24 protein-coding genes and 1 pseudogene are annotated in these 20,040 nt (G+C 72.1%); 10 read left to right on the top strand and 15 right to left on the bottom strand.

Annotated features, from left to right (window positions below; genetic code table 11):
* The 4 genes and pseudogenes from ABEA42_RS14595 to ABEA42_RS14580 form a co-directional block, all read right to left on the bottom strand.
* Positions 1–247: pseudogene (locus ABEA42_RS14595) on the bottom strand (hypothetical protein); the annotation flags it as partial.
* Between the two features lie 99 nt (positions 248–346).
* Positions 347–478 (bottom strand): hypothetical protein, encoded by a 132-nt coding sequence (locus ABEA42_RS14590; RefSeq protein WP_345504447.1) that lies wholly within the window; start codon positions 476–478, stop codon positions 347–349.
* Positions 479–1,031: 553 nt separating this feature from the next.
* Positions 1,032–2,015: a metallophosphoesterase family protein gene (locus ABEA42_RS14585; protein ID WP_345504445.1), complete on the bottom strand. Its 984-nt coding sequence runs from the start codon at positions 2,013–2,015 to the stop codon at positions 1,032–1,034.
* A gap of 117 nt (positions 2,016–2,132) precedes the next feature.
* The gene (locus ABEA42_RS14580; RefSeq protein WP_345504443.1) at positions 2,133–2,402 is read right to left on the bottom strand and encodes a hypothetical protein; all 270 of its coding nucleotides are present in this window, start codon (positions 2,400–2,402) and stop codon (positions 2,133–2,135) included.
* 131 nt (positions 2,403–2,533) lie between these two features.
* Between ABEA42_RS14580 and ABEA42_RS14575 the strand changes: the two genes are divergently transcribed.
* Positions 2,534–2,911, top strand: a complete 378-nt coding sequence (locus ABEA42_RS14575) for a DUF2200 domain-containing protein (protein ID WP_345504442.1) — start codon at positions 2,534–2,536, stop codon at positions 2,909–2,911.
* Here the strand turns inward: ABEA42_RS14575 and ABEA42_RS14570 are convergent.
* From ABEA42_RS14570 to ABEA42_RS14550, 5 genes are all read right to left on the bottom strand, one after another.
* Positions 2,908–4,695: a GAF domain-containing SpoIIE family protein phosphatase gene (locus tag ABEA42_RS14570; RefSeq protein WP_345504440.1), complete on the bottom strand. Its 1,788-nt coding sequence runs from the start codon at positions 4,693–4,695 to the stop codon at positions 2,908–2,910. The two genes, ABEA42_RS14575 and ABEA42_RS14570, sit on opposite strands and share 4 nt — an antisense overlap.
* Positions 4,696–4,829: 134 nt before the next feature.
* Positions 4,830–5,408 (bottom strand): DUF3618 domain-containing protein, encoded by a 579-nt coding sequence (locus ABEA42_RS14565; protein ID WP_345504438.1) that lies wholly within the window; start codon positions 5,406–5,408, stop codon positions 4,830–4,832.
* Complete coding sequence (locus ABEA42_RS14560; RefSeq protein ID WP_345504436.1) at positions 5,405–5,827, bottom strand: phage holin family protein; 423 nt, start codon at positions 5,825–5,827, stop codon at positions 5,405–5,407. The genes ABEA42_RS14565 and ABEA42_RS14560 overlap by 4 nt, the downstream gene beginning before the upstream one ends.
* Positions 5,824–6,543 (bottom strand): hypothetical protein, encoded by a 720-nt coding sequence (locus ABEA42_RS14555; protein WP_345504434.1) that lies wholly within the window; start codon positions 6,541–6,543, stop codon positions 5,824–5,826. Before ABEA42_RS14555 ends, ABEA42_RS14560 begins: the two co-directional genes overlap by 4 nt.
* Positions 6,544–6,600: 57 nt before the next feature.
* A complete protein-coding gene (locus ABEA42_RS14550; RefSeq protein ID WP_345504433.1) occupies positions 6,601–7,479 on the bottom strand; it encodes a DUF72 domain-containing protein in 879 nt (292 codons plus the stop codon).
* 146 nt (positions 7,480–7,625) lie between these two features.
* On the opposite strand from ABEA42_RS14550, the gene ABEA42_RS14545 reads away from it, so the two are divergent.
* The 5 genes from ABEA42_RS14545 (at position 7,626) to ABEA42_RS14525 (ending at position 11,433) form a co-directional block, all read left to right on the top strand.
* Positions 7,626–8,084: an SRPBCC family protein gene (locus ABEA42_RS14545; RefSeq protein ID WP_345504431.1), complete on the top strand. Its 459-nt coding sequence runs from the start codon at positions 7,626–7,628 to the stop codon at positions 8,082–8,084.
* 12 nt (positions 8,085–8,096) lie between these two features.
* Positions 8,097–8,846, top strand: coding sequence for a histidine phosphatase family protein (locus ABEA42_RS14540; protein WP_345504478.1), 750 nt, complete (start codon positions 8,097–8,099; stop codon positions 8,844–8,846).
* On the top strand, positions 8,843–9,739 hold the full coding sequence (locus tag ABEA42_RS14535) for an NAD(P)H-hydrate dehydratase (RefSeq protein ID WP_345504429.1): 897 nt from the start codon (positions 8,843–8,845) through the stop codon (positions 9,737–9,739). Before ABEA42_RS14540 ends, ABEA42_RS14535 begins: the two co-directional genes overlap by 4 nt.
* Positions 9,740–9,925: 186 nt before the next feature.
* Positions 9,926–10,633, top strand: a complete 708-nt coding sequence (locus tag ABEA42_RS14530) for an HAD family hydrolase (RefSeq protein WP_345504428.1) — start codon at positions 9,926–9,928, stop codon at positions 10,631–10,633.
* A gap of 104 nt (positions 10,634–10,737) precedes the next feature.
* On the top strand, positions 10,738–11,433 hold the full coding sequence (locus tag ABEA42_RS14525; RefSeq protein ID WP_345504427.1) for a PAS and ANTAR domain-containing protein: 696 nt from the start codon (positions 10,738–10,740) through the stop codon (positions 11,431–11,433).
* A 25-nt stretch (positions 11,434–11,458) separates the two neighbouring features.
* On the opposite strand, the gene ABEA42_RS14520 is transcribed toward ABEA42_RS14525, so the two are convergent.
* From ABEA42_RS14520 to ABEA42_RS14510, 3 genes are all read right to left on the bottom strand, one after another.
* A complete protein-coding gene (locus tag ABEA42_RS14520) occupies positions 11,459–11,869 on the bottom strand; it encodes a VOC family protein (protein ID WP_345504426.1) in 411 nt (136 codons plus the stop codon).
* Between the two features lie 10 nt (positions 11,870–11,879).
* Positions 11,880–12,347, bottom strand: coding sequence for a helix-turn-helix transcriptional regulator (locus ABEA42_RS14515; protein ID WP_345504424.1), 468 nt, complete (start codon positions 12,345–12,347; stop codon positions 11,880–11,882).
* Positions 12,348–12,451: 104 nt separating this feature from the next.
* Complete coding sequence (locus tag ABEA42_RS14510) at positions 12,452–13,360, bottom strand: MerR family transcriptional regulator (protein ID WP_345504422.1); 909 nt, start codon at positions 13,358–13,360, stop codon at positions 12,452–12,454.
* A 256-nt stretch (positions 13,361–13,616) separates the two neighbouring features.
* Between ABEA42_RS14510 and ABEA42_RS14505 the strand changes: the two genes are divergently transcribed.
* Together ABEA42_RS14505 and ABEA42_RS14500 are read left to right on the top strand one after the other, a co-directional pair.
* A complete protein-coding gene (locus ABEA42_RS14505; protein WP_345504420.1) occupies positions 13,617–13,898 on the top strand; it encodes a WhiB family transcriptional regulator in 282 nt (93 codons plus the stop codon).
* 175 nt (positions 13,899–14,073) lie between these two features.
* Positions 14,074–14,523, top strand: a complete 450-nt coding sequence (locus ABEA42_RS14500; RefSeq protein ID WP_345504418.1) for a hypothetical protein — start codon at positions 14,074–14,076, stop codon at positions 14,521–14,523.
* A 25-nt stretch (positions 14,524–14,548) separates the two neighbouring features.
* Here the strand turns inward: ABEA42_RS14500 and ABEA42_RS14495 are convergent, their stop codons facing one another.
* Together ABEA42_RS14495 and ABEA42_RS14490 are read right to left on the bottom strand one after the other, a co-directional pair.
* Positions 14,549–15,628 carry a glycosyltransferase family 4 protein gene (locus ABEA42_RS14495; protein WP_345504416.1) on the bottom strand — a complete coding sequence of 360 codons (1,080 nt, stop codon included), beginning with the start codon at positions 15,626–15,628 and terminating at the stop codon, positions 14,549–14,551.
* The gene (locus ABEA42_RS14490) at positions 15,625–16,692 is read right to left on the bottom strand and encodes a lysylphosphatidylglycerol synthase transmembrane domain-containing protein (RefSeq protein WP_345504415.1); all 1,068 of its coding nucleotides are present in this window, start codon (positions 16,690–16,692) and stop codon (positions 15,625–15,627) included. The genes ABEA42_RS14495 and ABEA42_RS14490 overlap by 4 nt, the downstream gene beginning before the upstream one ends.
* 225 nt (positions 16,693–16,917) lie before the next feature.
* Between ABEA42_RS14490 and ABEA42_RS14485 the strand changes: the two genes are divergently transcribed.
* Positions 16,918–17,757: a phosphatase PAP2 family protein gene (locus tag ABEA42_RS14485; protein WP_345504414.1), complete on the top strand. Its 840-nt coding sequence runs from the start codon at positions 16,918–16,920 to the stop codon at positions 17,755–17,757.
* Positions 17,738–18,466: a response regulator transcription factor gene (locus tag ABEA42_RS14480; RefSeq protein ID WP_345504412.1), complete on the top strand. Its 729-nt coding sequence runs from the start codon at positions 17,738–17,740 to the stop codon at positions 18,464–18,466. Before ABEA42_RS14485 ends, ABEA42_RS14480 begins: the two co-directional genes overlap by 20 nt.
* Before the next feature lie 111 nt (positions 18,467–18,577).
* On the opposite strand, the gene ABEA42_RS14475 is transcribed toward ABEA42_RS14480, so the two are convergent.
* Entirely contained in the window at positions 18,578–19,954 is a 1,377-nt protein-coding gene (locus tag ABEA42_RS14475) for a sensor histidine kinase (protein WP_345504410.1), read from the bottom strand.
* Positions 19,955–20,040: the final 86 nt, after the last annotated feature.

Here is a 20,040-nt window from a genome sequence, read left to right as displayed (position 1 = left end):
GGCACTCGTGACGGGCGTCGGCGCCGAAGTGGATGTGCGCTGCGTGGGGGTTGTCGGGCAGCAGCCCGTTGGCGGCCATGGTCACGTTGATCCGGTTGCCCGTGACCGTCACCATCGCGGTACCGCTGCCCTTGACGCCGTTGAGCGCGACCGGCCGCAGGGTGGCCATCGTGCTGCCGTCCGCGGCCTGCGCGATGCCGGCCCCCAGGAACGGGAGCAGGGTGGTGGTGCCGGTGCGGCGGCCCACCCCGGTAGCTGCCGACTGCGTGGGTGCAGGCGCGGAAGTCGGCGGACCTTGTCGCCCCGCGAGCTGCCCGACGGCAGCTGGTCGGACGCGCGACCGGACTCAGCCGTTACGGGTCCACACGATGCCGAAGCCGTCCGTCAGCGTCCCGGCGACGCGGTCATGGCTGAAGTCGAGACTGACGCGCGTCCGGAACTCGTTGCCGCCCGGCAGGCACACCAGAGCGGCCTGCATGTGGACGTGACTGCCCTCGACGATGCCCGGTCCTGACAGCCGTGCCGGGCTGCCCTGACAGGCTCCGGTGGCTGCATCGTCTGTGTACACTATCGAGTAGGCGTGCTGTCCGGCGCCCGTGACGACGAGGGTCTGGTGGCTCCCGTCGGTGTCGATCGAGGTCCAGATGCCTGCCAGTGGCCCTGCTGCTGCCGACGCCGCCGGCGGGGCGACGACGGCAATGACCGCTGCGAGAACCAGGCCGGCCGCTCTCGATGCGAGTGTCCTTCTCGTGGCTCCACCTTTCGCAGTGCGGATGCGAACGCATCGATGGTGTCGCCGTGTCACGGTGGTCGCAATGGCCCATCTGGGCTCCTCATCTGAGGGGATGCGGAGGAGCCAGCACCATGGTGCCGATTCACTACGGCCGGCATGGCCCGCGCCGTGGTCGGCTGTCGCCAACGGCGAGGACGACCGGTCGCGCAGGAGGAGTTACCCACAACGCCTGTGCGCCGCTGTTGTTGTCCACAGTGCTCGCTGTGGACGACGGGGTGACTAGTCACCCCGGCCCGTCTCAGTGGCAGGCGGTGGAGCCGGTGTCAGTGAAGACGGGGGAGGCGGGGTAGGCCTGCAGGTACTTCCAGTCGTAGCTCGCCGAGTGGAGCGTCAGCTGGAGCACCCCGAACGTCTTGTCGTTCCCGGCCTGGAAGTTGGGCAGCATCGGCGTCTGGAAGGTGGAGTGACTCTTGCCGCCCATGCCGACGATGAACGCGCGCAGTCCGCGAGCCGTGTCGACCTGGCTGCTCGGGTCCTGCTGGGCGTAGCGCGCGTAGAGGTGGGAGTTGCCGGAGAGCACGACATCGGTGCCACCGGCGTAGAGCGCGTCGATGAACGGCCTGAACTTCGCGACCGTCTTGCCGTTGGACCAGTACGGGCGGTGCATCACGGCGAGGATGCACGGCTTGCTGGTGGCGGCCAGGTCCTGCTTGAGCCACTGCAGCTGCGGGCTGGAGGAGGTGCAACCTCCGATGCTCGACTCGGTGCAGGCCGTGTTGAGGGCCACCACGTGCCAGCTCGTCCCGATGTCGTAGCTGTACCAGCCAGGGCACGCCTTGGTGCACGAGCCCTGCTGGGCGCGGCTCGAGAAGTACGTGTAGTAGCCCTGGGCGCCGGGGGTGGAGCACCCGGAGCCCGAGTACTCGTCCTCGCCGACGACGGGGTACGTCTTGTCGAGGTACTGGCCCCAGGTCTTGTCGTAGGCGCCCTGGTAGGAGGTGAGCCGCCCGCAGTTGTACTGGTTGTCGCCCGCGGTCAGGACGTAGTCCGCGGGCCCGAGCAGCGCGGCCGTGAGGTCGTCGCGGCACTTCCTGGCGCGGGAGCTCCCGGGTTCGCACGCGATGTCGCCGGCGGCCATGACGACGGGGTCGGCAGCGGTCGTCGCCGCCGACACCTGGGCGGTGGCACCGGCGGCCTCGGCCGTCGCCGGGAGCCCCGCGCCCAACCCGACCGTCGTGCTGACGAGCATGCCCAGCGCCACAGCCATTCGGATCCGCACCATCGTCCCCACCCTTCAACCCTGTGTGGGCACTGTTGCAGAGGCCGCGTGCCCGGGCCTCCCCCCGAACGACGACCGCCCGTACGGCATCGGTAGGGCCGCGCCGGTGCGGCCGAGGGCCTACCCGCTGGAGGACTCGCGCGCGGACCGGCTGCCGAGGAGGTAGCCCAGGCACCCCGCGAGCAGCACGAGACCGAGCACCGCCGCGGCCCAGGCCAGCACCTCCCGATCGCTGACGAGGCGAGGCAGGTGGGGGTCGGGGTCCAGTGGGGCGTAGGCGAACCAGCCGTAGGACGTGCTGCGCGCGCGCAGCGCCAGCACCGTACCCAGCACCAGGGCCACCAGCCCGACGACCGCCGTGATGGCCACCCGGCCGCGACGCGTCCCCATACCCGCACCGTACCCGGGACCGCGCGGGACCCGCTGCGAACCGGACCCTCGGCACGGACCCGTCGGAGTAGCCTGTTCGGGCCGAGCGCCTCCCTCGCCGGGAGGTCCGAACCGAGCTCCGGGGGAGAGAGATGCCGGAACAGGTCAAGGGGTCCCGCAGCCGCACCGAGAGTCGCCTCTTCGCGACGAGCGTCGCCTCGGTCTACCCGCTCTACCTGGCCAAGGTGGAGCGCAAGGGCCGGACGAAGGCCGAGCTCGACGAGGTCATCACCTGGCTGACCGGGCTCGACGAGCCGGGCCTTCGGCGCCACCTGGACTCGGGGACGACGTTCGAGGAGCTCTTCGAGCAGGTCGACCTCAACCCGCGCGCCTCGGCGATCACCGGCACGGTCTGCGGGGTGAGGGTCGAGGACGTCGAGGACCCGCTCATGCAGAAGATCCGCTACCTCGACAAGCTCGTCGACGAGCTGGCCAAGGGCAGGTCGATGGACCGGGTCCTGCGGGCCTAGGCGTCCGGCGAGGCGGTGTGTCGGCGCAGCGCCACCGCGGCGACGTCGTCCTCGTGGGCCTCGGCACCCATGGTGGCCACGGTCCGCCGGAGCCCGTCGCCGAGGTCGTCGTGGGCGAGGGCGACCAGCGCTGACGACAGCTTGGCCCTGCCCTCGTCGATGTCCTCGGTGCGCCGCTCGATGAGGCCGTCGGTGAACAGCAGGACGGTGTCGCCGGGACCGAACGGCACCCGGTGCTGCCGGCGACCGCCTTCCACGACGGCCAGTGGGGCCCCGTCGGCGCAAGGGAGCTGCTCGACCGAGCCGTCGGCGCGGAGCAGGATCGGGGCAGGGTGCCCGGCGTTGGCGAAGACGAGCTCGTCGCGGGACGGGTCGACCAGGAGGTAGGCCAGGGTGACGAGCTGCTCGTTGCCGTACTGCGCCAGCATGCGGTCGAGCTTGGTCAGCACGACCTCAGGCAGGGGGTCGGTCGCGATGTAGGCGCGGACCGAGGCCCGCATCTGGGCCATCGACGCGGCCGCCTGGACCCCCCGGCCCATCACGTCACCGACGAAGAGGGCGACCCGGCCCCCGTCCAGCGCGACCACGTCGTAGAAGTCGCCGCCCACCTCCGTGCGCCCGGATGCCGCGTAGCAGGCCGCGACGTCGCAGCCGGCGATGTCCGGCAGCCCGGCCGGCAGGACCGCGTGCTGCAACCGGACCGCCACGGCGAGGGTCTCGCTGTGGAGCTCGGAGTTGTCGATGGAGACGGCGGCGCGCCGGGCCAGCTCCTCGGCGAACTCGAGGTCACGCTGGGCGTAGGCGCGCTTGGACTCCGCCCTGACCCACGTGATCACCCCGAGGGTGCGGCCCCGGGCCACGAGCGGCACGGTGATCGCGCTGTACAGCCCCAGCTCACGGGCGATGCGCAGGTGCTCCTCGTCTCGGGCGGCGGCGACCAGCAGCTCGTCGGTGATCTCCGGGATCAGCTCGCTCTCTCCCGTCCGCATGACCTGCCACGGGCCGTTGCCGGCGTCGGGGTCGCTGGGGTAGCGCTCCGCGAGCTCGTGGGCGTACGCGACCTTCGCCGGGTCGACGTGGGCCACCGAAAGCCTGCGCAGGCGGTCGTCCTTGACCAGGTCGATGGCGCACCAGTCGGCGAACGTGGGGACCGCGAGCTCGGCCACCCGCGTCATCGTCGCCTCGTAGTCGAGGCTGCTGGCGAGCTCGGCCGACGCCTCGGCGAGGAACGACAGCTCTGCCTGCCGGGCAGCCGCCTCGCCCTCGGCCCGGATGCGCAGGAGCGCCTGCGCGCAGCTGTCGGCCAGGATGTCGAGGAAGTCCAGCTCGGCGGGTCGCCAGTCGCGCCGACCGGGGAACGACAGGGTGATCGCCCCGAGGGTGCTCGTGCCGGTGCCCAGGGGGAGGACGAGCAGCGACCGGTCGCCACGGTCGACCTTCGGGTTGTCGGGGTAGGCGTCGAGGATGGCCTGGCGCCCCACGAGGATGAGCCGTTTGCCCGACCTGATCACGTCGGAGGCCGGGCTCGGCTCCGACAGCGAGTACGTGGCGTAGGCCTCGGCGTCTCCCTCGCGGCCACCACGCAGGCCGAGGAGGCGGACGACATCGGGACCCACCCTGAGGCTGAGCGAGGCGATGGTCGCGCCGACCGCCTCGGCAATGTGTTCCACCACGATCTTGGTGACTGCCTCGGGGCTGGTCGCGCGGATCAGCTCGGCGGTCACGCGGGCGAGCCCGGTCAGCCGGTCGTCGAGGCCCGGCTCCTCGCTCGCGCCCGATGTCATGCGGCCATGATGGCAGCCTCCGGCGTGGGCAGGACGCGTTCACGGGGAACCCGGATCGTGGGGGAGCGCGAAGGAGGGCGGGAGCGCCGGGCCCCCGCCCTCCAAGTGCCCCGCGAACTACCGCGGGTTGCCTGCTACTGCGTGGAGCGCACCGTCTCCGCGGACGACTGCGCCTGGGACTTCACGTCCTCGGCCGTGGACCTGCCCTCCTCGGCGATGTTGTCCTTCGCCTCGAGCGCGGTGTCCTTGACGTTCTGCGCAGCCTGCTGCGCAGGCTCCTTGAGCTCTTGCGCGGTGTCCTGCGCCACGCTCTTGGCCTCGTCCACGAGGGGCTGGGCCTTCTCCTTGACTGCGACCGCTGCCTGCTTCTCCTTCTCGGAAGCCGGGAGCATGGAGCCCACGAGCCATCCTGCGCCGAGGGCGATGAGCCCGGCAGCGAGGGGGTTGCCCTGGGTCCGGCGTCGGGCGCCGTTCGCCGCCGCGGCGGGCGCGTGCCCCACGCTGGATGCGGCATCGGAACCGGTGTTGCCGACGTCGTCGGCCACACCCATCACGCGGTCCTTGACGGACGCCGCGGCCCCGGCGACCTTGTCGGCCTGGCGACGAGCCACGTTGGACGGGCTCACGGTCTCGGTGAGCGCGTTGACGTCGCTGCTCAGCCGGCCGCGGGTGTCCTCGATCTCGCGGCGGATCTCATCGGGGTTGCTGGTCATCGCTTGTCCTCGTTCCCTCTCAGCGCGTCCGGGATCTCGCGCGCTGTTGCTGTCGTCTGTGGAATTCCCTTGACCTGCTTGAGCTTTGCGCGCCCCATCGATGCCAGGACCGCGGCGACCGCGGCCCAGATGACAGCGACCACGAGGGCCGACCAGCCACGGCCGATGGAGCTGCCGAGCCCCCACCAGAGGGCGATCGACAGGAACAGCAGCACGAAATGGCCCGCCACTCCTGCTCCGCCGAGCATTCCGGCGCCCGTGCCGGCGCGGGTGGCCGACTCACGAACCTCGGCCTTGGCGAGCTCGGTCTCCTGACGGATGAGCGTCGACAGGTCCCTGCTGATGTCGGCGAAGATGTCGCCGACGTTGCTCAGGGACCGGGTGGACGGGTCGTCCAGCTGTGGATCGTGGTGGCTCATCGGGGGTACTCACCCGCTCCGTTGGCGCTCCCGCCCACGGGACCCCCGAGCCCGGTGGTGCCACCTGCCTCGACGACCGGGTCGGTCACGGGGTGGGGAGCCGCAGGGGTCGTGGTGCCGCTGGGGGAGCCGTAGGCGGAGTAGCCGCTGGTGCTGTGGTCCACGGGGACCGGCGCACTGCCGGTGCTTCCGGCGCCGGTGCGGGTGTCACCAACGTGCTGCTCCTGCTGGTCCTGGTGGTCCGCCACGAGTCCGCGGCTCAACCGACCGCCGACGAGGCCGATGACGGCTGCGGTGGCCAGGAAGGCACCCGGACGCTGCCGGGCGAACTGCTTCACCTCCGAGACCAGGGAGCCGGGGTCGCGCTGGTCGAGCCACGAGGCGACGTCGCCCATGCGCTGTGAGGCCTGGTGGGCGAGGTCGCTGGCGACTCCCTGCTGCTCGGAGCCGTGAGCCATGCCGGACAGCTCCTCGCTCAGGGAGCGCAGCCCGTCGGCGACACGGGTCTGCTGCTGGGCGCTCTGCTCCAGCAGCTGGGTGCGGGTCTGCTGCCAGAGCTCCTTGGCCTGCTGGCCGGTCTCCTGTGCCACGTTCCTGGCTTCGTCCTTGCCGACCTCGGCCACGTGGCGGGCGCCCTCCTTGGCCTGTTCGCCGGTGGCACGTGCTTCGTCCTTGGCCACATCAGTGGTGGCGGTGGTTCCGTATGTCTCGCTCATGGGTCCATTCCTGTTCGTTCAACGAGTGCTGGACGCGTGGTCTCTCGACCGGGGATGTCAGGGACCTACCCGGGGCTGACCAGCCGAAACATCGCGGGTCGGTGGGAGCTGGACCCCTTCCGGCGCCAGGTGCAGGAGCTCGAGGAGGGCGCGGGCGTCGTGGGGCGCGTGTCCCCTGGCGTCGTTGTCGAAGTAGACGTGCACGTCCAACCCGTCGTCGACCCACCTTTGGACGCGCGCCGCCCAGGACCTCAGGGTGACCTCGGAGTAGCCGCTGGCATACAGCTCGGTGTCCCCGTGGAGCCGGACGTAGACGAGGTCCGAGGTCACCTCGTCGAACCGCGGCCAGGTGCCGGCGCTGTCGGACACCACCATGGCGATGTCGTGGGCACGCAGCACGTCCACTGCCCGAGGGGACCGGAAGCTCTCGTGCCGCGGTTCGAGCGCATGTCGAAGGGGGAGGCTTACGGTGGTGGACGTGAGGACCCGGTCGCCGGCGAGGGCGGAACCGTGCCGCGTGGCCAGGGACGCGGCCTCGTCGGTCGTTCTCGGCAGGAGCTCGAAGAACGCCACCAGACGATCCTCGTCGAACGCCTGGCGTGCCGGCAGCTGCCAGATGACCGGACCCAGCTTGTCGCCCAGGGCCAGGACACCGGAGGCGAAGAAGTTGGCCAGCGGGGTCTCCACGTCGAGCAGCTGTCGCATGTGGGTGATGAACCTTCCGCCCTTGAGAGCGAACAGGAACCCGTCCGGCACCTGGGTCGCCCACGCCGCGTAGCTGCTGGGGCGTTGCAGCGAGTAGAAGGAGCCGTTCACCTCGACCGCGGTGAGCACGCGGCTGAGGTGGGCCAGCTCGTCGCGCTGCCTCAGGCCGGGCGGGTAGAAGTCACCGCGCCACGAGGGGTAGCGCCAACCCGAGGTGCCGATCCGGACCATACGGGCCTCGTCTCGCGTCGGAGGGATGTCGAGTCACACCTTCCGTGCCCTGGTCGCCCAACTCCAAACTCCGTTTGCCCGTGGGCCGACCGGGTAGCGGGAGGACAGGGCCGGAACGGCCACTGCCCCACGACGACAGGAGACCCGTGACCACCGCCGAAGCGAACGTCGACATCGCCAGCGACATCACCACCGTCTACGACCAGTGGACCCAGTTCGAGGACTTCCCCCTCTTCATGGAGGGCGTGGACGAGGTCACCCAGGTCGACGACCGCCACCTGCACTGGAAGGTCAGCATCGCCGGGGTACACCGCGAGTTCGACGCCACGATCACCGAACAGATCCCTGAGGTGCGGGTGGCGTGGAAGGCCGACGGTGGCGTGCGGCACGCCGGGGTGGTGGACTTCCACCGCGTCGACGAGCACAGGACCAACGTGGCGCTGAAGCTCGACATGGACTCGCACGGCCTGGTTGAGCACGTCGGTGACGCCCTCGGTGTGGTCGAGCGTCGCGCCAAGGGCGACCTCAAGAGGTTCCGCCTCCTGGTGGAGAAGAACCAGGAGGCTTCCGGCAGCTGGCGCGGCCAGGTGCCGCGGGAGGGCTGACCGGTGCTCGACATGCAGCGGCTCGGCCCTGCTCGGCTGGTGCTGGTGCGCCACGGGGAGAGCACCGGCAACCTGGCCGACCGGGCGGCACGTAGTGCGGGCGCGGCTCGGCTCGAGCTCGACGAGCGGGACGCCGACGTCCCCCTCTCGGAGACCGGGTTGGAGCAGGCCCGCGCCCTGGGCCGGCACCTCGCCGACCTGCCCGGCACCGCCACCCCGACAGCGGTGGCCAGCTCGCCCTACCGACGTGGCGCGGACACGGCCCGGACGGCCCTGGAAGCCGCCGGCCTGAGGCTGCCCGTCCTTCACGACGAGCGGCTCCGGGAGCGGGAGCTGGGCGTCTTCGACGGGCTCACCGGCACCGGTATCCGCGCCGAGTACCCGCAGGAGGCGGCACGGCGCCAGTATGTGGGCAAGTTCTACTACCGACCCCCGGGTGGGGAGAGCTGGTGTGACGTGGCGTTGCGGGTGCGGTCCTTCCTGCGCGACGTGGGAGCCCGACCGGCGACGGACCGGGTGTGGATCTTCACCCACCAGGCCGTGATCACGTGCTTCCGCTACGTCCTCGACGGGATGGACGAGGAGGAGGTCCTGGCCCTCGACGCACGGGTGCCCATGGCCAACGGGTCCACCACGACCTACCGCCGCGGGCCCGGTGGCGTACCCGAGCTGGTCGACTACGCCTCCACCGCGGCGGTCCGGTCGCAGGGGGCGCAGCCGACCGAGGAGCCGGACCACGCCGGAAGGGAAGCCGTCTCGTGAGTCGCGACGTGCGCGACCTCGACGAGTCGGTGCTGGCACGGTGGCCCCTGCCCGATCCCTCCGGGGGCAAGGAGGAGCGCGGCCGGGTGCTCGTCGTCGGCGGTAGCCGCCACACCCCCGGTGCGGTGCTGCTCGCCGCCGAGGCAGCCGTCCGAGCGGGCGCCGGCAAACCGCAGGTGGCCACCGTGGGCAGCGTCGCAGTGGCCGCCAGCGTCGCGCTGCCCGAGGCGTTCGTGACGGCGCTCCCCGAGACCGACGAGGGAGAGATCGCGCCCTCGGCGGCGGAGCACGTGCTCGAGCTCGCGACCGAGGTCGACGCAGTCCTGCTGGGGCCCGGGCTCCTGTCACCCGAGCGGGCCTGTGCCCTCCTCGAGCAGGTCGTGCCACACCTGCGCTGCCCTGTCGTGGTCGACGCGCTCGGCATGGCCTTCGTCACCGAGCACCCCGAGGGCCTTGCGCACCTCGAGGGACGAGCGGTTCTCACCCCCAACGAGTCCGAGCTCGCCGAGACCTTGGGACAGGATGCCTCGTACGTGCACACGCACCTCTTCGAGTCGTGTGTCGAGCTGGTCGAACGCACGGGGGCCACCGTCGTGACGGGTGGCGAGGAGACCGTCGTCGTCGCCCCCGGGTCCGAGACGCTCTGGAGCCTCGAGGGTGGGGTGCCCGGGCTCGGGGTCGCGGGATCCGGGGACGTCAAGGCCGGCGTCCTCCTCGGGCTGCTCGGCCGCGGACTGCCTGCCGTCGGCGCCTCGGCCTGGGCGGTGGTCCTGCACCAGGCCGCGGGCCGGGCGGTGTCGGAGACCCTTGCGCCAGTGGGTTTCCTCGCCCGCGAGGTGCTTACCTCCATACCCCGGGAGATGGCCCGGGTCGCCCGCGGCACCGGGCCGTAGCTTCGGCGCGATCGTGGACCGCCGCGTCCCGACCCCGAGGTCCGTCGCGACCTGCTCGGTCGAGCTGGACGTTTGGACGTCGCCGACCCGGGGCAGAGACGCGGCGATGACGCTCGCTGCGGCCGAGGCCGCCGGACCCACGAGGTGCCAGATGACCCGCTTCCCCACCCTCGCGCGTGAGCGCGGGTGAGCCAGGTGTCGGACCAGCCGCCACTGCGGGTGCCTGTCGGCGTCGTCTTCGACCTCGACGGAACGCTCGTGGACACCACGTACATCCACACCCTGGCCTGGTGGCAGGCCTTCCAGCTCAGTGGCCACGTCGTGCCCATGGCGAGCCTCCACCGAGCGGTGGGCATGGGTTCTGACCAGTTGCTGCCGCACATCCTCGGGGACAGTCGGGACGAGCGGCGGGACGACGACCTCGTGAAGGCTCACGACGTCCTGTTCGCGACGTGGCACGAACGCGTCGAGGAGCTGCCGGGCGCGGCCCACCTGTTGTCGTGGTGTCATCACCAGGGCGTCACCGTGGGGCTGGCCTCGTCGTCGGGCGGGCGGGACCTGGAGGCGATGCTGGGGGTGCTGGAGCACCCCGACCTCGACGTCGTCGTCACCTCCGACGACGTCCACCAGTCCAAGCCGGACCCGGGACTGGTGTTGCTGGCCATCGAGCGCATGGGACTTCGGCCCAAGGAGGTGCTGGTCGTCGGTGACACCGTGTGGGACATCCAGGCGGCCCAGGCGCTCGGCGCCAGGTCAGCGGGGCTCGAGTGCGGGGGGACGAGTGAGGCCGAGCTGAGGGCCGCCGGGGCGACGTGGGTGTTCAGGGACCCGGAGCGGCTGTGCCAGGCGCTCGCCGAGGTCTCCGGACCCGGGCGTGAGGCATGGCCCGCCTGAGCACCCTTGTCGGTCGTGGTGGTGCGTCGTATCGTGAAATGCGTTCGAGCAGTTGGCATTTCCTCTCTTGAGAGGATCCCAGGGATCGTCTTGAAGGAGCAGCGGTGGGGCCCCATGCCGTGCAGAGCGATGGTCAGACGATGTACTTCCGGTACGAGGTCGACGGCGGCCGGTGGACCTGGTCGGCCGGACTCCGGGAGATCCATGGCCTGTCACCGGGGCAGGAGCCGACCGCCGAGCTGATGCTCGACAGGGTGGTCGAGGAGGACCGGCCCACGGTGCTGGCCCGGTTCGAACAACGCCTCGGGGAGCCGGGACCGTTCTCGTGTGTCTACCGGATGCGCGACGCCCACGGCCGCGTGCGCAGGCTCATCGTCGTCGGTCAGAGCGACGTCGCCGCAGAAGGGGTGCACCGGCTGTGGGGCTTCGTCGTGGACCTCACCGAGCCGCTGCGTGCAAGCGCCAGGGCAGCGGTCGCCGCCTCCGCCGAGCATCGTGCCGCCATCGAGCAGGCCAAGGGCGCCCTGATGTTGAGCTTCGGCGTCGAGGAGGAACCAGCGTTCGAGCTCCTGCGCGCCTACTCGTCCCAGAACAACATCAAGCTGTCCGCGGTGGCCGAGCGGATCGTCGCGGGGCTGGGGGACCCCGCGTACAGCCGTGCCGAGCCGGTGGAGAGCCTGCTCGACATCGTCATGGGACTCGGCTCCGGGGGAGGCCGCCCGTTCGAGGCCGAAGCGCTGATCGGGGCGTCCGGCGGTGGGGCCGCCCCCGAGGGGAGGCCAGGCCACCTACGGGGCTGAACACCCTGGCGGCAGGCAGGGCGAGCTACTCCGACGGTGCCTGGGCGATGCGGACGGTGTTGCCGGACGGGTCGCGGAACGCGCAGTCACGCGGACCCCACGGCTGGTCGATCGGCTCCTGGAGGACCTCGGCCCCGGAGGCGCGGACCGTCTCGAAGAGCGCGTCGACGTCGTCGGACCTGAAGACGTAGTTGGGCAGGACGCCCTTGGTCAGCAGCTCCTGCAGGGTGTCGCCGTCTGCCTGCGAGCGACCTGCGTGGGGCTCGGACAGGACGATCTCCAGACCCGGCTGGGTGTCGCTGCCGAGCGTGACCCAGCGGTATCCGCCCGAGGCCACGTCGTTGCGCACCTTCAGCCCCAGGGCCCCGCCGTAGAAGGCGATCGACTCGTCGACGTCGTTGACGGTGATGTGGCAGTACTGCAGCGCGATGCTCATGGCTGTGACCCTAGGCAGCGGTGTCGCGCCCTGCTTCTCCGATCCTGCTCGATGCGTCGCGGCCCGATGCGCTGGCCGATGCGTCACGGACCGGACGGGTCTGCGTCTTCGCGACGCAGGAGGGCATGGCGTTGACGGCGGTGTGCTCCCGGCGCCGGTACGCCGTGGGGCTCTCGCCGACGATCTCGGAGAACCGCGAGCTGAACGACCCGAGCGAGGTGCACCCGACCTGCATGCAGGCGTCGGTGACGCTGACGCCCTCGCGCAGGAGGGCCATCGCTCGCTCGATACGGCGCATCATGAGGTAGCTGTAGGGGGTCTCGCCGTACGCGGCGCGGAAGCGGCGGGAGAAGTGCGCCGGTGACATCAGGGCCCGCTGGGCCATGGTCGGGACGTCCAGCGGCTCGGCGTAGTCGCGGTCGATCAGGTCGCGGGCGCGGCGCAGGTGGGCCAGGTTCTCCAGCTCCTGCGGAGTCATGTCGGCACGGTAGCACCGAGGGCGGTGGTGCGGGATGCCTTGCGCCGCAACCGTGTGCGGCCCGGGCAACCCGGCGCGGCGCCCCCCAGGGAGTGGGGGTCGGCCTACCGGTGTCCGCCCGACAGGAGGGCCTCGCTGGCTCCCGACAGGTCGTGCGCCCGGGTCACGGTCACCGGACCCGAGGACGCCGGCAGGTCGTGCGGCCAGCCGGGACCGCCGACCACCACGTCGAGCTGCCACGAGACGTCAGCGAGCACCTGCCAGAGCCGCTCGTCGACCTGCCGGGCGATCGAGGCCCAGAGGAACAGGCGGCTGGGGCGGTGCACCTTGAGCAGGCGCTGCAGGGCGTCGGTCGGCATGCGGGCGCCGAGCCCCAGGGCGGCGACCCCGTGGCTGGCCAGCTCGGCCTCGACCGCGAGGAGGGGGAGGTGGTGCTGCTCCTCGTCGGCGCAGGCCAGCACGATGTCGCCGTTGGGCGCGTGCGGCCTGCTCAGCCGGATGACCGTGCGCAGCTCGGTGGCGAGGACCTCGCTGGCGAGGTGCTCGCACTCGACCCCGAGCGAACCGTCGCCCCACCGGTCCCCGACCGTGCGCAGGGCGGGGGCGAACACCTCTGTCCAGGCAGAGACGAGGTCGCGGTCGCGCAGCGTGCGCTGGTAGATCCGCGACAGGCTCTCGGCATCGAGGGACAGGGCTGCGGAGCAGATCGCCTCGACGGCGCTCTGACGGTCGGCGGTGGACCGTGCGTCCCGGTCGCCGTCGGTCTCGATGAGCAGGCGGTCGGCGTCCATCGAGAGCGCGACGCGCGCTGCGCTCTGCGCCGGGACCCCTCGCGCTGTGAACCGGGCCATGACGCGTACCCGCTGGATGTCCTCCTCGCCGTAGCGGCGGTGGCCACCCTCGGTGCGCTGGGAGGGACCGATGCCGTAGCGCCGGTCCCAGCTGCGGAGCGTGGCGGCAGGGACCCCCAACCGCTCCGCGACGGTCCCCACCGACCACTCGACGGAGGTCACGCCGCCCCCTGGCGCGCCGAGGACTGGGCCGGCGGCGCCGAGGGGGCGGTCGACTTGCGGTCGGGATCGTGCTCGAAGGCCACAACATCCCATCTCAAAGTTGGTGCCCGTTGGCTCGTCAGCGGGTAAGGCACCACTGACGACCCCTGCCCGGGCATTTCCGACTATAGAAGTTGTTCAGGAATGTTGCACTTTGAAGAGGTTCTGCATAGGTTGTGAATCACTTCGGTTCGCGTCACGAGGAAAGAGATCCCCCATGAGCAGCATCAAGAGACTTCCCCGCCCACTGCTGAGCTCCTACGAGTGGCAGACGGACGGGGCGTGCCGCACCACCGACCCCGACGAGTTCTTCCCCCACGAGGCCGAGCGCGGAAACCGCCGGCTGAGCCGCGAACAGCGTGCCAAGGCCCTCTGCGCGACGTGCCCGGTGATCCAGCAGTGCTTCGAGCACGCGATGTCGGTGCGTGAGCCGTACGGCGTGTGGGGCGGGACGACGCCCGAGGAGCGCCTGGCCATGCAGCGCGGAGTCGCCGTCTGACCCGTCCGCCCCGGACGCCCGCGAGGTCGCCCGACACGCGAAGCCGGGCTCTCGCACCGCAACGGACCCCGTCCCACCGGACGGGGTCCTGCCATGTCCGCAGGTCCACAGCGCCGTCTCAGGTGCCTCGACCTAGCCTGACCGCAGCACCAGCCCAGAGACCGACGGGACACTGATGAGCTCGCTCGACGGCCGGCCGCCGCTCGTGGCAGCCACCAGCACGTGGGACGACTGGCTCGCCCTGCGCTCGTTCCCGGACGTGGCCCCGCGGGACGCCTCCGCCAAGGACCGCCTCGCCGTGGAGCTCACCGAGGGCCTGTGGCCCCTCGTGGACTTCTCCGACCCGGTCACGCGCGCGGCACTGCGCGAGCTGTTCGAGGACTACGAGGACGCGACCGCGGACGCTCCCACGACCCGGCGTGACCCGGTCACCGCCCTGCGCCGGGTGGTGCCGGTCGAGGGACTCGAGGTGGGCAGGCACCTCGGCCAGGCGAACCCGCAGGTCGTCCTCACGGTGACCACCGCAGGTGGGCTCCAGCAGGAGTTCCACCTCGATGCCCGGCGGGCACGCGTCCTGGCCGAGCTGCTCTACGAACAGTCGCTCGGCACCGACCCGGAGTTCTGACCCCGAGTCCTGACCCCGCGGTCGGCTAGGCGACGCAGAGGCAGGCGTGCTCGACCGCGCCCGCGGCGGCGTACGCGTGCTCGTTGCGGTGCAGCACGTTGTCCCAGTCCAGCGCCGGCACGGTGCTGCGGTTGTGGGCGGTCATGCGGCCGCGCAGGGTGCTGTCCGTGCACAGCCGGGCGAGCTGCTCGGCCATCTGCGCGTCGCTGCGGGACAGGAGCCCGTCGACCCCGTGGGTGACGAACGTGCCGACTCCCGTGTGCTCCCGTGCGAGGACCACGAGTCCCGCGGTCCGGGCCTCGAGCGCGGCGATGCCGAAGGACTCGAGGGTCGCGGGCGCCACGAAGACGTCGGCGACGTCGTACAGCGCCCGGATCTGCTGGTGCGACAGGTCGCCCGGCGACTGCACCCAGGACTGCATGCCGCGCGCGGCGACCTCGCGGCGGAACGCCTCGCGCTGGGGACCGTCGCCCACCACCACGGCGCGGATGCGCGTCCCGTCGGGCACGAGTGCGCGGGTGCGCTCCAGCACCGAGATGAGCCGCAGGGGGCGCTTGCGTCGGTGCATCCGCCCCACGGCCACGACCGTCACCTCCGACCTCGGGCCGGCCGGTCCACGGGGGGCCCAGAACGCGGTGTCGACGGCGTTGGGGACCACGAGCACCTCGCGCTCGCGCAGCGCCAGTCGCACGGGCCGGGCGGCGGCGTCGCTCACCGCGGCCCACTGGACAGGGAGTCCCGTCCACCCGCCGAGCACGGCTCCGGCACGGAACGCCGGCCACGCCACGCCCCACATCGAGTGCACGGTGGCGACGGCGGGCACGTCCTCGCGGGCTCCGGTGCCCACCGCGCGCAGGGCGAGCGGCGACCAGGCGGAGACGTGTCCGTGCACGACGTCGGCCCGGCGCAGCAGGGCGCCCAGCTGCTCGGGTCGGCGGCAGACCCCCGCGACCCCGGGCGATGCCTCGGTGTCCGGGCCGGGGGTGCGGGTGAGCACCGTGACGTCGTGGCCGGCCCGCGCCTGGGCGGTCGCCAGCTGGTGCACCATCACCTCGATGCCACCGAGCGTCGGGCCGAACGTGTCGGTGGCGTGCAGGATCCTCACGCGGGCAGCCGGACCGCCGGCCCGGGGGGCGCGCCGGCGGTCCGCGCGGTACGGGCGCGCAGCAGCAGCCAGAGACCGAGCCACAGCCCGCCCACGGGGATCTCGAGCACGAAGGTGAACGCGCGGTACAGCAGGACACCCGCCACCACCGGTAGCGGGCTGGCGCCGAGGGCCACCAGGGTCCCCGCGGTGCCCGCCTCGGCCAGCCCGGTCCCACCGGGGGTGATCGGGGACAGGCTGAGGAGGCGCTCGACGGCCAGCCCGGCCAGCACGGCGTACACCGGCACCGGCGCGCCGGCGGCGTGCAGGCACGCCCACATCAGCGCCGCCAGGGAGGTGAGGTAGCCGGCCATGCCGAGAGTGAGCTGCGGCCAGGTCCTGGCCACGACGGCCCTGATGCGCTGGCGGGTCTGGAGCAGGGCCTCCGCGAGACGGTTGCCCCGCTCGGCTCCTGCCCGCGGCAGCACCCGGCGCACCAGTACGGCGACGAAGCCCGCCACCGCGGCGGCCATCCGGTCGCTGCGCAGGACGGTCACACCCACGGCCACGAGGACGAGGAGCAGCGCCGAGGCGCCGATCGCGCCCGTCCGGAGCCCGCGGGTGGGCAGGCCGCCGGCGGTGAGCAGGCCGACGAGGGCGACCAGTGGCAGGGCCAGCTTGGCGAGCACGTCCCAGACGTTGGTCACGACGAGGTACGCGGCGAACGACCGGTCCCGGAAGCGCCAGGTCCGCGCCATGCTGCAGTTGAGGGCGACGCCGAGCGCACCTCCCATCGGGGCGACGTTCGAGACCGCGCTGCCGGTCAGGCTCAGGGTGAGGGCACGGCGCCGGCTGAGGCCCGGCAGCGCGCCGGTGAGCACGAAGGAGTGCACGAGGAGCCCGCAGGCCCACAGGGCCGCGAGCCCGGCCAGGCGGTGGGGGGCGATGCCCCCGATGAGGTGGGCCACCTCGGACCAGGAGACGCCTGAGGTCCGGGGCAGCAGCCACCAGAGCACGGCGGCACCCAGGGTGAGTGCTGCCAGCGCCTTCCCCGTCGTGCGGAGGCGTGTGCCTCGTCGCGCCACCTGCGCCTCCAGTCCCTCCGGGCCGTCCCGTCCCTCGTGGGCACGTGGTGTCCCACGATGGCCGTTCCTCGCTGAGCGGTTGCTGAGGACGAGCCGAGAGGATGTCCCCCGGTGGCCCCTCCCGTGGCTCGGGCGGGGCGTCCCCCGCCCCCCTCGCCACCATACTCAGGATGCGCTCAGGGAGCGTGGCGACAGTGGAGGTCAGCAACCTCGACAGGAGTGCCCATGAGCACCGTCCCCAGCGGCCCGGCGGGACCGGCCACACGCCGTACGCCCGGCCTGCCCTCCACCCTGACCGGTCGGGCTCGCGGCCTCGCCGCCGCTGCGGTGGCCGCCGCGGCTGCCGTCACCGTGGCCGGCCTCGTCGACGGTGTGGGGGAGCGCGGAGACCTCAGCTCGTACGACCCGACGGTGACGGCAGACGCCGTCCGCGTCCGCACGCCCGTCCTCACGGTCCTCGCCGAGGTCGTGACGATGGTGGGCAGCGAGGTGGCCGTCGGCATCCTCACCGCTGCGGTGGTGCTGTGGGTGGCCGTACGGCGCCGGGACCGGCTGCGCGCCCTGCACTTCGGCGCCACCATGGCCGTCTCCGCCGCCGTGACCCTCGGCGTCAAGCACCTGGTCGCGAGGGGACGGCCGCCGGCAGCGGTGGTGCTCGGGCCGGTCGACACCGGGTACTCGTTCCCCTCGGGGCACACGCTGTTCTCCACGGTCTTCTTCGGGCTCGTGGCGTTCCTCGTCGCCGACCGGCTCGCGGGGCGTCGGGGCGCTCGCACCATCGCCTTCGTGGGCTGGGCCGCGGCGTCCGTCGCGGTCGGGGCCAGCCGCATCTACCTCGGCTACCACTGGTTCACCGACGTGCTCGCCGGGTGGGTCCTCGGAGTGCTGGTCCTTGCGGTCGCGTTCGCGGCACTGGGGCTGCTGCGCCACCGTGGCCACGAGCGCGGGGCCGAGAACGCCCACGCGGGGGCTGCGATGCCTAGGCTGGGCGGCGGTCGTGGAGCGGAGCTGCAGCCGGTGGCCGAGCGAGTGGAAGGGGTCGACGATGCGCGTCCTGCTCGTTGAGGACGAGAAGGCCCTCGCGGAGACGATCCGCAGGGGCCTCACCAACGAGGGCTTCGTCGTCGACGTCGCCCACGACGGGGTGACCGGCCAGTGGCTGGCCACCGAGAACCCGTACGACGTGATCGTCCTCGACATCATGCTGCCGCGCCGTCACGGCTACGACGTCCTGAAGAACCTGCGCGAGCTGCAGATCTGGACCCCGGCGATGATGCTCACGGCCAAGGACGGCGAGTACGACCAGACCGACGCGTTCGACCTCGGCGCCGACGACTACCTGACCAAGCCGTTCAGCTTCCCCGTCCTCGTCGCACGGCTGCGGGCGCTGGTACGGCGCGGGGCACCGGTCCGCCCGGTGGTCCTGACCGTGGGCGGCCTGGACCTCGACCCCAACAAGCGCATCGTCCGCCGCAACGGCCACCGGATCTCCCTGACTGCCAAGGAGTTCTCGGTGCTGCAGTTCATGATGCGCCACCCCGAGGTCGTGCTGTCGAAGGCCGAGATCCTCGACAACGTCTGGGACCAGGCGTTCGAGGGCAGCGACAACATCGTCGAGGTCTACATCGGCTACCTGCGCCGCAAGATCGACGTCGCCTTCGGGGTGACCTCGCTGGAGACGGTGCGCGGCATGGGTTACCGGCTCATGCCCGTCGAGGGTGGTGAGCCGGTCGAGGACCGCGCCCCGGCCACCGGCGGGACCGCCCGGGCCTGAGGCACGCCCCTGCACTTTCGGCCACTCGCCCGAAAGCACGGCCACGCCCCGTACCTGGTCCGCGAACTTTCGGCCACTCGCCCGGGAGCACGTCCCTGCCCGGGATGACGCTCAGGCGGCGACAGGCGGACCCGCCGCGGGGAGCGTGATCTCGAACCGGCACTGACCGCTCGGGGTCTGCGTCGCCCGGACCGTGCCGCCGTGGGCGGTGACGATCGTGCGCACGATGGCCAGGCCCAGGCCGCTGCCCCCGCTGTCGCGCTCCCGGGACTCCTGGAGGCGCGCGAACCGGTCGAAGACCTGCTCGCGCCGGTCCTCGGGGATGGGCGGGCCGTCGTTGTCGACGGTGACCACGACGTCGTCACCGGAGGACGACACGGCGAGTTGCACGCCGCCCTCGGTGTGGCGCGCCGCGTTGTCGATGAGGTTGCGCAGGGCCTGGGAGAGCTGCGCCCGGTCGCCCAGCACCCGGGAGGCCGCGATGGTGGCCACGACGGGCACGTCGCCGGTGGCGCGCAGGCGGCGCACCTCGGCCTCGAGCAGGTCGTCGACGTCGACCTCGTCGAGGCTGAGGGGCAGCCCGTCGTCGGCCTTGGCGAGCGTGAGCAGGTCGTCGACGAGCCGCTGCATGCGCAGGGCCTCCCCGTGGATCACCTCGTCGCGCGTGGGGTCGGGGTGGGTGGTCCCGGACGGCGACACCTCGATCGCTGCGCGGATCGTGGCCAGCGGGCTGCGCAGCTCGTGGGAGGCGTCGGAGATGAAGCGCCGCGTGGTGGCGTCGGACTGCTCGAGCCTGGCCAGCATGAGGTTCATGGTCTCGGCGAGGCGGGCGATCTCGTCACCGGTGGGCGGCACGGTGATCTGGCCCCGACCTCGGACGCGGGTGATGCGCGCGACCTCGCTGCGGATCCGCTCGACCGGCCGCAGGGCCTGCTGCACCGCCCGGCTGATGAGGAACAGCAACAGGGCGAGCAGGGCCGAGGCACCGAGGGCCAGCAGGATCGTCGCGGTGCGCACCGTCTTCGCCTCGACGTCCAGCGGGGTGCCGACGACCACGACGTACTGCGCGCCGCCCGGGTCGCGCGCGCCCTCCACGACGATGGCGTACGGCTCGCCCAGCTCGCCGGGTACCCCCGCCACCTGGTCCACGTCGATGACACCGGGGGCCGGTCGCAGGTGGGTGATGGCCGAGCGGCGCAGGGCCTGGTCGGACGAGGCGACGACCTGGCCGCCGGCGTCGAGGACCTGCAGCAGCGAACCCTGGCTGGGGATGTCGCGCAGGGCCGTGGCCGCGGGCTGCTCGCCGTCGTGGATGACCGAGGCCACCTCGGCGGCCTGCACCCGCGCCGCGTCCTGCGCCGCGCTGAACAGCACCCGGTCGAGGGCGGTCACGTATGCCGCGACGCCGAGGACGATCACGAAGGTCACCGCCGCAGCCGAGGCCACGAGCACGCGGCGGTGCAGCGTCCAGGCCTGCCACCGTCGCACCAGCTCGTCCGCCCTTTCCCGAGGTGTGCAAGGAGGCTAGCAACGCAGGGCGGCCCGACCGTCGCCGGTGAGGGCGTGACCGTCCG

Source organism: Pedococcus ginsenosidimutans (genome assembly GCF_039544395.1).
GTDB lineage: Bacteria > Actinomycetota > Actinomycetes > Actinomycetales > Dermatophilaceae > Pedococcus > Pedococcus ginsenosidimutans.
This window is presented reverse-complemented; position numbering and strand designations above follow the sequence as displayed.

Coding starts and splice junctions, on each gene's coding strand:
- ABEA42_RS14590 (WP_345504447.1), bottom strand. CDS start 478: ATGCAGGCCGCTCTGGTGTGCCTGCCGGGCGGCAACGAGTTCCGGACG.
- ABEA42_RS14585 (WP_345504445.1), bottom strand. CDS start 2,015: ATGGTGCGGATCCGAATGGCTGTGGCGCTGGGCATGCTCGTCAGCACG.
- ABEA42_RS14580 (WP_345504443.1), bottom strand. CDS start 2,402: ATGGGGACGCGTCGCGGCCGGGTGGCCATCACGGCGGTCGTCGGGCTG.
- ABEA42_RS14575 (WP_345504442.1), top strand. CDS start 2,534: ATGCCGGAACAGGTCAAGGGGTCCCGCAGCCGCACCGAGAGTCGCCTC.
- ABEA42_RS14570 (WP_345504440.1), bottom strand. CDS start 4,695: ATGACATCGGGCGCGAGCGAGGAGCCGGGCCTCGACGACCGGCTGACC.
- ABEA42_RS14565 (WP_345504438.1), bottom strand. CDS start 5,408: ATGACCAGCAACCCCGATGAGATCCGCCGCGAGATCGAGGACACCCGC.
- ABEA42_RS14560 (WP_345504436.1), bottom strand. CDS start 5,827: ATGAGCCACCACGATCCACAGCTGGACGACCCGTCCACCCGGTCCCTG.
- ABEA42_RS14555 (WP_345504434.1), bottom strand. CDS start 6,543: ATGAGCGAGACATACGGAACCACCGCCACCACTGATGTGGCCAAGGAC.
- ABEA42_RS14550 (WP_345504433.1), bottom strand. CDS start 7,479: ATGGTCCGGATCGGCACCTCGGGTTGGCGCTACCCCTCGTGGCGCGGT.
- ABEA42_RS14540 (WP_345504478.1), top strand. CDS start 8,097: ATGCAGCGGCTCGGCCCTGCTCGGCTGGTGCTGGTGCGCCACGGGGAG.
- ABEA42_RS14520 (WP_345504426.1), bottom strand. CDS start 11,869: ATGAGCATCGCGCTGCAGTACTGCCACATCACCGTCAACGACGTCGAC.
- ABEA42_RS14515 (WP_345504424.1), bottom strand. CDS start 12,347: ATGACTCCGCAGGAGCTGGAGAACCTGGCCCACCTGCGCCGCGCCCGC.
- ABEA42_RS14505 (WP_345504420.1), top strand. CDS start 13,617: ATGAGCAGCATCAAGAGACTTCCCCGCCCACTGCTGAGCTCCTACGAG.
- ABEA42_RS14500 (WP_345504418.1), top strand. CDS start 14,074: ATGAGCTCGCTCGACGGCCGGCCGCCGCTCGTGGCAGCCACCAGCACG.
- ABEA42_RS14485 (WP_345504414.1), top strand. CDS start 16,918: ATGAGCACCGTCCCCAGCGGCCCGGCGGGACCGGCCACACGCCGTACG.
- ABEA42_RS14480 (WP_345504412.1), top strand. CDS start 17,738: ATGCGCGTCCTGCTCGTTGAGGACGAGAAGGCCCTCGCGGAGACGATC.